Here is an 11,837-nt window from a genome sequence, read left to right as displayed (position 1 = left end):
CCGCGTCGTCCTCACCGACTTCGGCATCGCCCAGATCGAGGGCGAGACGAACCTGACGGACACCGGCGGCTTCGTCGGTTCGCCCGAATTCATCGCGCCGGAGCGGGTCCTCGGCCAGCGGCCGGGACCGGCGTCCGACCTCTGGTCGCTCGGAGTCGTCCTGTACGCGGCGACCGAGGGCGTCTCGCCGTTCCGCCGCACCAACACCCCCGCGACGCTGCAGTCCGTCCTGAACGCGACGCCCGCCGCGCCCGCGTCCGCCTCGGGCCCGCTCGCCGAGGCGATCAACCGGCTGCTGGCCAAGGACCCGGCCCAGCGGCCGAACGCCGCGCAGGTCCGCGTACTCCTGGAGGCGGCGGCCGAGCCTCCGCAGCCCGCGCCGACGCAGCACGTCACCGTCGCGGCGACCGGCGGCGGCCAGGGGCGCGGCAAGGGGGTCTTCCTGAGCCGCAAGGCGCTGGCCGTCGTCGCCGGTGCGGTCGTCGTGGCGGTGGCCGCGGGCGTGCTCGTGGCGCTGAACCCCTTCGGGGGCTCGGACGCGGAGGGCTGGGAGAAGCACGCGTCGAAGGAGCTCGCGGCGACCGTCGCCGTGCCCGAGGGCTACGAGAAGTCCGAGGACGACAACAAGACCCCGGAGAAGCACTGGGTCCAGTACACCGATCCGAGCGGCAGCGTCTGGATCAACCTCTCCCTGGACAAGAAGTCCGAGGACGACAGCGGCGGGATCGCCGAGACCGCGGCCGCGGAGATGTGGGACGACAACGCCGACTTCAAGCAGTCCGGCAAATACGACCTCGGCATGGCCTCCGACCCGGCGCCCAAGAGCGACGGCAAGGAGACGACGTTCAAGGACCGCAAGGCCGCGGAGAACACCGTCGTCTACTCCTCCACGGACAGTCAGAACCCGCTGCCGCGCGAGCTGCGCGTCCTCTATTACAAGACCGAGTCCGGCGACATGTACAAGCTGACGATCGGCTACCCCGGCAAGGGCGACTTCACGGAGCGGGGCCGCGACGTGGCCGAGACCGCCATCGCCGACCTGGAGCTCGAAAAACTTTGATCAGGGTCGGTAACGCCCTGATCAGCGGCTTTGTCGCCAGCAATCACTGGCGTCGTGTGCGCATGTCGTGAACCCCCGTTACCGATGGGTACCCAAAACACTGACGTAGGCCTACTCTCACGAGCATGACGGACTCGCAGGCCACCGCAGCGCCCCTCGGAACGAACCCCACCGCCCCGGCCCCCGACGGCGCGCGCACCGCCGCCGACGTGGTCACGCCCGAGCTGATCGCGCAGCTCACCCGTGACGTCATCGGGTCGGGACGGACGGCCAACCACTCGCCGCTCACCGGCGAGAAGCTGGCCGACCTGCCCGAGTCCACCCCCGAGGACGTGGCCACCGCCTTCCAGCGGGCCCGCACCGCCCAGATCGCCTGGGCCAGGACCCCGGTGAAGCAGCGTGCCGCCGTCCTGCTGCGCTTCCACGACCTGGTGCTGCAGCGGCAGGCCGAGATCCTCGACCTGATCCAGCTGGAGACCGGCAAGGCCCGTCTGCACGCGCACGAGGAGGTCCAGGCCGTCGCGGTCGCAGCCCGGCACTACGGCCGCAAGGCCCCCTCGTACCTGGGACCGAAGCGGCACACCGGCGTCGTCCCGGTCCTCACCAAGGTCACCGAGAACCGTCAGCCGCGCGGCGTCATCGGGCAGATCGCCCCGTGGAACTACCCGTTGGAGCTCTCCGTCGGCGACGCCCTGCCCGCCCTCGTCGCGGGCAACGCCCTCGTGATGAAGCCCGACACGGCCACCTGCCTGACCGCGCTCTGGGCCCGCGACCTCATCATCGAGTCGGGCCTGCCCGCGGAGGTCTTCCAGGTCGTCCTCGGCGAGGGCCCGGTCGTCGGCCCCGAGGTCGTCAAGCACGCCGACTACGTCTCCTTCACCGGCTCCACCCGTACCGGCCGCGAGGTCGCGCAGGGGGCCGCCGCACGCCTGGTCGGCGTCTCGCTCGAACTCGGCGGCAAGAACGCCATGCTGGTGCTGCACGACGCCGACGTCGACAAGGCCGCGTCGGGCGCGGTGCGCGCCTGCTTCTCGTCCGCCGGCCAGCTGTGCATCTCCATCGAGCGGCTGTACGTCCACGAGTCGATCGCGGACGAGTTCGTGGCGCGCTTCGCGGAGCGCACGAAGGCGATGCGGCTCGGCAAGTCCCTCGCGTACGGCGCCGACATGGGCTCCCTCGTCGGCGAGCGGCAGCTGGAGACCGTGACCCGGCACGTCGAGGAAGCCGTCGCCAAGGGCGCCACGCTCGTCGCGGGCGGCGTCGCGCGCCCGGACATCGGCCCCTACTTCTTCGAGCCGACGATCCTGGACGGCGTCGAGGCACCGATGGCCGTCTGCACCGAGGAGACCTTCGGCCCGGTCGTCTCCATCTACCGCTTCACGGACGAGAACGAGGCGGTCGAGCTCGCCAACGGCACGCCGTACGGCCTGAACTCCTCGGTCTGGACGAAGGACGGCGGCCGCGGCCGCAAGGTCGCCGCCCGGCTGCGCACCGGCACGGTCAACGTCAACGAGGGCTTCGCGCCCGCCTACGGCAGCGTGCAGTCGCCGATGGGCGGCATGAAGGACTCCGGCCTCGGCCGACGGCACGGCTCCGAGGGAATCCTCAAGTACACCGAGGCGCAGACCATCGCCACCCAGCGGGTCATGCCGCTGGCGCCGTCGTTCGGTCTGGACGACGAGAAGTACGCGGCGTTCATGAGCACCAGCCTGAAGGTCATGAAGGCGCTTCGCCTGCGCTAGTGCGTTAGTTCTCAACGAGGAGAGTCAATGTCACAGGAGAGCTCTGCCCGGAACCGGGCGGGCGACGACGCTTCGTACGACCATGACGACGCTTCGTACGGCCATGACGACCATGACGGCTATGACTACGACATCGTCGTCATCGGCAGCGGCTTCGGCGGCTCGGTGTCCGCGCTGCGTCTGACGGAGAAGGGCTACCGCGTCGGCGTGCTGGAGGCGGGCCGCCGCTTCACGCGCGCGACGCTGCCCAAGAACTCCTGGGACCTGAAGAACTACTTGTGGGCCCCGGCGCTCGGTCTGTTCGGCATCCAGCGCATCCACCTGCTCGGCAACGTGATGGTCCTCGCGGGCGCCGGGGTCGGCGGCGGCTCGCTGAACTACGCCAACACCCTCTACGTACCGCCCGAGCCGTTCTTCAAGGACGCGCAGTGGAAGGACATCACGGACTGGCAGGACGAGCTGCACCCCTACTACGAGCAGGCCAAGCGCATGCTCGGGGTGCGGCTCAACCCGACGATGACACCGTCGGACGTCCACCTGAAGGCGGCCGCCCAGGAGATGGGCGTCGGCGACAGCTTCCACATGGCGCCCGTCGGCGTCTTCTTCGGCGACGAGAAGGACGCGGACGGCGGCTCGACGTCCCGGCCCGGCGCGGAGGTCCCCGACCCCTACTTCGGCGGCGCGGGCCCGTCCCGCAGGGCCTGCACCGAGTGCGGCGAGTGCATGACCGGCTGCCGGCACGGCGCGAAGAACACCCTGAACGAGAACTACCTGTACCTGGCGGAGAAGGCGGGCGCGGTCGTCCATCCGATGACGTCGGTCGTCGCCGTCACCGAGGACTCCCGGGGCGGATTCGCCGTCGCGACCCTGCCGACCGACGACAAGCGCAAGGGCAAGGGGCGCACCTTCACGGCACGCAAGGTCGTCGTGGCCGCCGGTACGTACGGCACGCAGACGCTCCTGCACCGCATGAAGGACAGCGGCATGCTGCCGCACATCTCCGCACGGCTCGGCACCCTCACCCGCACCAACTCCGAAGCCCTGGTGGGCGCCCAGACCACCGACCGCCGCTACCGCAAGCGGCATGGAACGGAGAAGGCCGACTTCACCAAGGGCGTCGCGATCACCTCGTCGATCCACCCGAACGACAGCACCCACATCGAGCCCGTCCGCTACGGCAAGAAGTCCAACGCCATGGGCGGCCTGACCGTGCTCCAGGTCCCGTACAGCGTGCGGGGCGGCAAGGCGAGGGTCGCGGGCTGGCTGGGCAACGTGGCACGCCACCCGTGGCTGATGGTCCGCTCGCTCTCCAACCGGCGCTGGTCGGAGCGGACCATCATCGGCCTGGTCATGCAGTCGCTCGACAACTCCCTGACCACGTACCGCAAGGAGAAGGGCGTCGGGAAGGGTCTGCTCACGGCCCGGCAGGGCCATGGCGCGCCCAACCCCGACCAGATCCACGAGGCCACCCGCGCGGCGACGATCCTCTCCGAGGAGATCAACGGCTTCCCGGGGTCGAACGTCGGCGAGCTCATGGGCACCCCGCTGACCGCGCACTTCCTCGGCGGCTGCCCGATCGGCGACTCCGCGGACACCGGCGTCATCGACGCCTACCACCGGCTGTACGGCCACCCCGGGATCTCGGTCGTCGACGGCGCCGCGGTCTCCGCGAACCTGGGTGTGAACCCGTCCCTGACGATCACCGCGCAGGCCGAGCGCGCCATGTCGTTCTGGCCCAACAAGGGCGGTGAGGACCCGCGTCCGGCGCAGGGCAGGGAGTACGTGCGACTCGCGCCCGTCGAGCCGAAGACCCCCGCGGTCCCCGCGGACGCGTTCGGCGCGCTGAAGCTGCCGTTCCTCGGGATGCCGACGGTGCCGCCGAAGAAGTGAGGTCCGCGCCGGGCGCGTGCGGAGCGACGCCCAGCCCCGGACACGCGTGAGCAGCCGGGCCCCGGACACACGTAAGGACCTGCACCCCCCTCCGAGCGCAGGTCCTTCCGCGTGATCAGGTGCCGTCGGCCGTCCGGGGCGACCCGGACGGCTCAGGGACGGCTCAGACGGTGCCGTCCGCCTTGCGGCGACGCACCGCGAACACGACGCCCGCACCGGCGACGACGGCGATGCCGCCGATCACGCCGACGGTCGGCAGCATCGAGCTGGAGCCGGTCTCGGCGAGGTTGCCGGTGACCGGGGCCGGGGTCTCCTCGGCGCTGCCCTGCGGCTTCGGCTCCGAGTCGGCCTGCTTCGTCTTGGACGGGGACGGCTTCGGCGTGGCCGTGGGCGTCGCGTCGTCGCCGCTGCCCGCCTTGACGATGGTGAGCGGCAGGTACTCGGACGACGTGTGCGTGCAGTCCAGCTCGGAGTCCACGTAGGTGCCGAGACCGACCGCGTACCCGTCCATGGCCGGAGCCTTGGCGCCGACCTTCGCCCGCAGCTTGATGACGGCCTTGTCCTCGGCGTCCAGGTCGACGGTGCCGTAGGCGAGCCCGTCGCCCAGCGGGCTGTCGACGGACGTCCACTCATCGGTCTCCGGGTCGAGGAACTGGACCTCGGTGAAGTACCGCAGCCCGTCCTTCTCCTCCGGGTCGGCGCCGAGGTTGTTCACGAACGCCGTCCAGTCCACCTCGCCGAGCGGCTCGTCGGTGGGGTTGGCGGCGCTCAGCTTGAACCGGTGCCAGCCGCTGCCCGCGACGATCTTCTTGGGCAGCCCGATGAGGTCGACCTCCAGGACGGAGTCGGCGTCCGTGTCGCCGTCGTCGGACGGGCACGTGTCCGGCTCGTCCTCGGCGTCCTCGTCCGGGACCGGCGGGAGCTCGTCCTCCAGGTCCTTCCCGGACGCCGGGGGCACCGAGGGCCGGGTCGGCTTGTCGGCAGGCTTGGGTGTGCCGGGCGTCTCGGGCGTTTCCGCGGGCGGCGTCACGGGCGGGGTCACCGGCGGGGTCGGCGTCACGGGCGCCGTCGGGGTTCCCGAGGACGGGGCGGGCGGCGTGGGCGTGTCCTCGGTCGCGGAAGCGGCCGGGGCCGAGAGCAGCGCGATCGGGGCTATGACAGCCGCAGCGGCCGCGGCGGCCATGGCACGACGAAGCTTCATGAAGACCTCAGAAGTCCGGTGCACTGCCGGGTCGGCAGTACGGAGTGGAGGCCTCCGCGGTGGGGACGCGGGTGTGGCCGTTGTTACTGCATGCATGACCTGCGATCCCTGTGAATGGTTGTCCTCGATTTCACAGAATTCTTATGTGGTGTGGCTCACAGGGCTGGCGGGGCCTGCGGAGTCGGTGGGGCGTGACGTGACTTGTGCTGTCGCGAGGAGGTGTCGTAGAACTTCCCCCGCCCAAAGGGCACATGGGGACACGGGACAAGGGGGGAAAGCGTGGCCATACCCGACGAGGTGTGGGAGAGATTCGAGAACGACAGCGAGCGGGACATCCGCTCGTCCGCGCCGAAGGAGCCGTCCGCACGGGCGCGCATGGTGGCCGAGCGGCTGCGGCGCCTGGACGAGGAGGCCGCGCGTCGACGGGTCGAGGAGGCGGGGCGGTTCCGCCGCAGGCGCGCGAAGCGCGAGGCGGAGACCGAGCGGTGGCGCCCGGACGAGTGGCGGTCGGCGCCGACGGGCTCGACGGGGGCCCGCGGCGGCAGGTCGGAGCGCAGCCGCCGGGTGTGGAGCGTGGTGATCGTCATCGGCGGCATGGCCCTCGCGATCGCGCTGCTGACCCCGTTCCGCTTCTGGATGTGGGGCTGGTGAGGCCGCGGGGAACCGGATTCGATCTTCCTCCGTCGTAGTTCTGGTGCCAGATGCAGAACAGCAAGCCGCTGGGAGAAACAGAACGTGAAGTCAGCTGTGTCGCGTGTCGTGGCGGCCGTCTCGGTCGTGGTCGCGCTCGGAGGGAGTGCGGCCTGCGGCGGTAGCGGTGACGACGATGCCGGGAAGTCCGCGAAGCCGACGAGGTCCGCGAAGCCGCACGCGAGTGAGGGCCCCTCGAAGCTGGAGAAGGCGGCCCTCACCGCGGCGGACGTGAAGGGCTACAAGGTCGAGGAGCCGGACGACTCCGCCGCCCCGCCCGCGGGAAAGCCGTCCCGCGCGGAGTGCGGCCCGCTCGCGGCGATGCTCGGCGCGGGAGGCGGTGCCGGTGCCGGAACGGACACCCCGGAGAAGGCGAAATCCCACGTCGGCCGCGTCCTGACCCCCGCCGACGACAAGGGCTCCACGACGACCGACGTCGGCCTGTCCGCGTACGCCGAGACCGATGCCGAGCAGGCGATGGCGGACCTGCGCACGGCGCTGCGGTCGAAGAAGTGCGCCGCCTTCCGGGTCGGGGAGCAGCGTTACCTCGGCGTCCGGTCGCTGTCCGCGCCGGACAAGGGCGATGAGGCCGTCTCGTACAAGCTCGCTCACCGCAGGGGTGAGTACGTGACGAGGGAGAGCGTCACGGTCGTGCGCAGCGGCTCGACGCTCGCCGTCTTCGGTGCGTCGAACCTGTACGACCCCGAAGGCGTCCAGCGGGACAGGGACGCCGAGAAGGACGGCATGGACGGCAGCGGAACGCCCACGGCGGACCAGGACCCGAAGGTGGACCCCAGGATCGTCGACGCCCAGCTCGACAAGGTCTAGCCCACGTACAACCTTTTCAGCGGTTTCCGATCGTTACGAAAAACGCTGGTCAGAGACGTGTTCTTGCCGCTTTCATGTCGCCTCGGCGCGGGCCGTCGCCCGCGCCGTGCGACTGAAAGTGGGAAACGTGAAGTCATCTGTGTCTCGGGCCGTCGTGGCCGCGTCCGTCACGGTCGCGCTGGGCCTGACCGCAGCGTGCGGCGGCGACAGCGACAACAGCGGTGACGGTGGCAACCGCGCCGACAGCGGCAGCAGTCGTGACAGCGACAAGAAGTCGTCGCAGAAGCCGGCCCCGGCCGAGAAGAAGTCGACCGCGCTGACCGGCGCCGACCTGGAGAAGGCGGTGCTCGCCAAGGGCGACCTCAAGGGCCACAAGATCGAGAAGCTGTCCGCGGCGGACATGCCCTCGCAGACCGTGCCCGCCGACCCGGCCGCCTGCCAGCCGTTCGCCGACATGTTCATGTTCGCGTCCCAGCCGGCGGCGAAGTCCCGGGTCGGCCGCACCGTGACCGGCCCCGACGAACTGGACGCCACGGTCATCTCGCTCGCGCTGCTCGCGCACGAGCAGGCCGACGCGGAGAAGGTCATGGACGATCTGCGGACGGCCACGAAGAAGTGCACCGCCTACGAGCACGCGGACTCGAAGTACCGGGACGTCGCCGCCCTGACCGCGCCGAAGGCGGGCGACGACGCCGTCTCGTACAAGGTCGTGGGTGTCATCGAGGGCCAGCGGACCCCGATGAGCTTCACCGTCGTACGCAGCGGTTCGACGCTCGCCGCCTTCTACTCGATCAATCTGCTCAAGCCGAAGAAGTTCGGCGTGCCGACCGAGATCGTCGAGGCACAGGTGAAGAAGCTGAAGAAGCTGTAGGGGCTGTAGGAGCTGTAGGCGGGAGTCCGAATCCGGGTCGGCCGGGTCCGGGGACGAGCGAAGGGCCCCGCGGGACGGATCCGCGGGGCCCTTCGCTGTCAGCACCGACGTCAGGGCCGCGTCAGTGCCTCGGGGCGGCGCCGGGGGGGGCGTGCGCCGCTGTGGTCCGGGTGCCGGTGGCCGACCCGGCGCACAGGGGGCGCTCGCGTGGTATCGACCATTGGCAATGAAGTTGTGGACGGGGGGACTCGCTGTCCGCCCTTCTAGGCATCGTGCTCGATGTGTTGTTGGCTGCGCAACCGTTTCAGCCACATCTTGAGGGGGGGCGGGGGAGGGCCGGGAACTCGGCCCTGGTTCCGGGACGGAGGCCGGCCGGCTCCGGGCGTCCCCGGAGCCGACCGTTCTCTTGGGTGACCGGGCTGCTGTCCCCTGCCGTCCGGTCACGTCACTGGAGCGAGGTCCCACGGCGCAAGGAGTGATCCCTGCGCCTCATCGCTCCAGCGGAGCCACGCGTGGTTCTTGCGGGCCCGCACCTGGCTGACACGGACATCGGGACCAACGAAGCCCCTCCGGGACCGGTCACGCGCCGTACGGGTGAGAGCGGATCCGAACTCAGATACGCCACCGTCAGACGCGTCCCCGGCACAGCTCCAGGAGCGTCATCGCGAGCGCCGTGCCGGGCTTGCCGAGCGCGTCCCTGTAGTGGCCGAGGACCTCCATCTCGCGGGAGAGGTTCACGCGGCGGCCGCCGGAGGTGATGCGTGCCTCCTGGATGACGGCCGAGACGGCCATCCGTTCCTGGACGAGGCCGATGATCCGGTCGTCGAGCGCGTCGATCCGCTCCCGGGCGTTCTCGATCACTTCCACGGCCTCGGGGGTGCGGGCGCCGGTCCTGTCGGCGGCGGTGGCGGCGGACGCGGTGGTGGCGGTCATCTGGGGGCTCCTTTGTCGGAAGAGGTGCCCCGGATCGGCAGGACCCGCGTACGACAGAGCGCCCCGGGCCTTGTCGGCCCGGGGCGCCCGGTAAGTCGCTTGTCGGTGGGATCAAGCAGCTCGACCATGGCAGCCGGCAGGCCGGTTGCCATAGGTAAAGAGGAAGCTGAGGTGCTTGGTCACGAGGCCAGTATGCCCCCAGGCGCGCGCCCCGGGTCAATCGGGATCCCATACGGCTCGGATGCTGAGACGGCCACTGAGATGCCCACGGGTATGCCCGCTGAGATGCCCACGGCAATGCGATGCCCTGTGGCGGGGCCCCGTCGGATACGACGAAGGGGTCGTGCCGGGCCCGTTAGAATTGACAAACACAGACCCCCTGCTCACGCACGAGCCTCTGCTCACGCACCGCTCAAGCTCAACGCCGGAAGGCCGCCGCCGTGCCATCAGCGTCCCCCGCTGCCGCCGCTCCCGACACCGTTCTGGTCGTCGACTTCGGAGCGCAGTACGCCCAGCTCATCGCCCGTCGCGTCCGTGAGGCCCGCGTCTACAGCGAGATCGTGCCGAGCACGATGCCCGTCTCCGAGATGCTCGCGAAGAAGCCCGCGGCGATCATCCTGTCCGGCGGCCCCTCGTCGGTGTACGCGGAGCACGCGCCCACCGTCGACCGCCAGCTCTTCGAGGCCGGCGTCCCCGTCTTCGGCATGTGCTACGGCTTCCAGCTGATGGCGACCACCCTCGGCGGCACCGTCGACAACACGGGCGCCCGTGAGTACGGCCGGACGCCCCTGCACGTCTCCAAGGCCGGATCCACCCTCTTCGAGGGCACCCCCACCGAGCAGTCCGTGTGGATGTCGCACGGCGACGCGTGCAGCGCCGCGCCGGAGGGCTTCTCCGTCACCGCGTCCACGGACGTCGTGCCCGTCGCCGCCTTCGAGGACGACGAGAAGAAGCTGTACGGCGTGCAGTACCACCCCGAGGTGATGCACTCCACGCACGGCCAGCAGGTCCTCGAGCACTTCCTCTACCGCGGCGCCGGCCTCAAGCCGGACTGGACGACCGACAACGTCATCGACGAGCAGGTCGCCGCGATCCGCGAGCAGGTCGGCACCAAGCGCGCCATCTGCGGCCTGTCCGGCGGCGTGGACTCCGCCGTGGCCGCCGCCCTCGTGCAGAAGGCCATCGGCTCGCAGCTGACCTGCGTGTACGTCGACCACGGCCTGATGCGCAAGGGCGAGACCGAGCAGGTCGAGAAGGACTTCGTCGCCGCGACCGGCGCGAACCTGAAGGTCGTCGACGCCAGCGAGCGCTTCCTGAACGCGCTGGCCGGAGTCTCCGACCCGGAGACCAAGCGCAAGATCATCGGGCGTGAGTTCATCCGCGTCTTCGAGCAGGCGCAGCTGGAGATCCTCCAGGAGGACGGCCCCGAGGTCGCCTTCCTCGTGCAGGGCACCCTCTACCCGGACGTCGTCGAGTCCGGCGGCGGCACCGGCACCGCGAACATCAAGTCCCACCACAATGTCGGCGGCCTGCCCGACGACATCGAGTTCGAGCTCATCGAGCCGCTGCGCAAGCTGTTCAAGGACGAGGTCCGGATGGTCGGCGCCGAGCTCGGTCTGCCGGACGAGATCGTCCAGCGCCAGCCCTTCCCGGGCCCCGGCCTCGGCATCCGCATCGTCGGCGAGGTCACCAAGGACCGCCTGGACCTGCTGCGCGAGGCCGACGCCATCGCCCGCGAGGAGCTTACGGCGGCCGGTCTCGACCGGGAGATCTGGCAGTGCCCGGTCGTGCTGCTCGCGGACGTCCGCAGCGTCGGCGTCCAGGGCGACGGCCGCACCTACGGCCACCCGATCGTCCTGCGCCCCGTCTCGTCCGAGGACGCCATGACGGCCGACTGGACCCGCATGCCGTACGAGGTCCTTGCGAAGATCTCGACGCGCATCACCAACGAGGTCGCCGACGTGAACCGCGTCGTGCTCGACGTGACGTCGAAGCCGCCGGGGACCATCGAGTGGGAGTGACCTCCCGCGTGTCTTGAACGGCGTCGTCCGCCTCTCGCGAGGTGGGCGGCGCCGTTCGCGTACGGAGGTCAGGTCCGCCGCGTGGTCTTCAACGGCGAGCCCGGCTTCCACAGCTGCACCGCCAGGTACTTCCCGTCCTCGATGTACGTGCGCACCACCTCCGTCAGTTCGGCGCGGAAGAGGTGGAACTCGTCCGGGTCCGGCGGGTTCACCGTGTCCGTGTAGCGCGCGCGGAGCTCCGGGTCCCGCACCTCGATCGCGCGGCCCGCGATGCGGACGTCGCCGCCCGCCATCTCGGTGCCCGCGCCCGGGTTCGCCTGCAGCGCGAAGCGGGGGTCGCGGCGCAGGTCGAGCGCCTTGAGGGAGTTCGGCATCATGCCGAGCCACAACTCCCCGTTCAGGAAGCGGACTTCCAGCCCGGTGGTGCGCGGTGACCCGTCCTTGCGGAGGGTCGCCAGGACGTGATGGGTGAACGCGCCGAAGCGCTTCTCGACGGTCGCGGCAAGATCCGGCTCTGCTGTGGTGAAGGCTTCCCAGTTGAACGTCATACGGCGAGTCTGCCGCCGATACCCGACACCTCCTGTCGCCTTTCACCGCACCG

General features: G+C 70.4%; 10 protein-coding genes. 7 read left to right on the top strand and 3 right to left on the bottom strand.

Features of this window, described 5'->3' with window-relative positions; all coding sequences use genetic code 11:
* From AOK03_RS25075 to AOK03_RS25065, 3 genes are all read left to right on the top strand, one after another.
* Nucleotides 1–1,060 (top strand): protein kinase domain-containing protein (locus tag AOK03_RS25075; RefSeq protein ID WP_157869072.1); only part of this gene is annotated, 1,060 nt, incomplete at its 5' end.
* A 125-nt stretch (nucleotides 1,061–1,185) separates the two neighbouring features.
* Entirely contained in the window at nucleotides 1,186–2,802 is a 1,617-nt protein-coding gene (locus AOK03_RS25070) for a succinic semialdehyde dehydrogenase (RefSeq protein ID WP_055567603.1), read from the top strand.
* 27 nt (nucleotides 2,803–2,829) lie between these two features.
* Entirely contained in the window at nucleotides 2,830–4,692 is a 1,863-nt protein-coding gene (locus AOK03_RS25065) for a GMC family oxidoreductase (protein ID WP_055567602.1), read from the top strand.
* Nucleotides 4,693–4,855: 163 nt separating this feature from the next.
* On the opposite strand, the gene AOK03_RS25060 is transcribed toward AOK03_RS25065, so the two are convergent.
* A complete protein-coding gene (locus tag AOK03_RS25060) occupies nucleotides 4,856–5,893 on the bottom strand; it encodes an LAETG motif-containing sortase-dependent surface protein (protein WP_079074945.1) in 1,038 nt (345 codons plus the stop codon).
* Nucleotides 5,894–6,172: 279 nt separating this feature from the next.
* Between AOK03_RS25060 and AOK03_RS25055 the strand changes: the two genes are divergently transcribed.
* From AOK03_RS25055 to AOK03_RS25045, 3 genes are all read left to right on the top strand, one after another.
* Entirely contained in the window at nucleotides 6,173–6,544 is a 372-nt protein-coding gene (locus AOK03_RS25055; RefSeq protein WP_055567600.1) for a hypothetical protein, read from the top strand.
* A gap of 84 nt (nucleotides 6,545–6,628) precedes the next feature.
* Entirely contained in the window at nucleotides 6,629–7,411 is a 783-nt protein-coding gene (locus tag AOK03_RS25050; RefSeq protein WP_157869071.1) for a hypothetical protein, read from the top strand.
* 127 nt (nucleotides 7,412–7,538) lie between these two features.
* Nucleotides 7,539–8,282 carry a hypothetical protein gene (locus AOK03_RS25045; RefSeq protein WP_244177732.1) on the top strand — a complete coding sequence of 248 codons (744 nt, stop codon included), beginning with the start codon at nucleotides 7,539–7,541 and terminating at the stop codon, nucleotides 8,280–8,282.
* 627 nt (nucleotides 8,283–8,909) lie between these two features.
* Here the strand turns inward: AOK03_RS25045 and AOK03_RS25040 are convergent.
* Entirely contained in the window at nucleotides 8,910–9,215 is a 306-nt protein-coding gene (locus AOK03_RS25040; RefSeq protein WP_079074944.1) for a chorismate mutase, read from the bottom strand.
* Nucleotides 9,216–9,655: 440 nt separating this feature from the next.
* On the opposite strand from AOK03_RS25040, the gene guaA reads away from it, so the two are divergent.
* A complete protein-coding gene (gene guaA / locus AOK03_RS25035) occupies nucleotides 9,656–11,236 on the top strand; it encodes a glutamine-hydrolyzing GMP synthase (protein ID WP_055567597.1) in 1,581 nt (526 codons plus the stop codon).
* Between the two features lie 68 nt (nucleotides 11,237–11,304).
* Here guaA and AOK03_RS25030 read toward each other — a convergent pair whose 3' ends face one another.
* Nucleotides 11,305–11,784 carry a pyridoxamine 5'-phosphate oxidase family protein gene (locus AOK03_RS25030; RefSeq protein WP_055567596.1) on the bottom strand — a complete coding sequence of 160 codons (480 nt, stop codon included), beginning with the start codon at nucleotides 11,782–11,784 and terminating at the stop codon, nucleotides 11,305–11,307.
* Nucleotides 11,785–11,837: the final 53 nt, after the last annotated feature.

This window comes from Streptomyces atriruber (genome assembly GCF_001418325.1).
GTDB lineage: Bacteria > Actinomycetota > Actinomycetes > Streptomycetales > Streptomycetaceae > Streptomyces > Streptomyces atriruber.
This window is presented reverse-complemented; position numbering and strand designations above follow the sequence as displayed.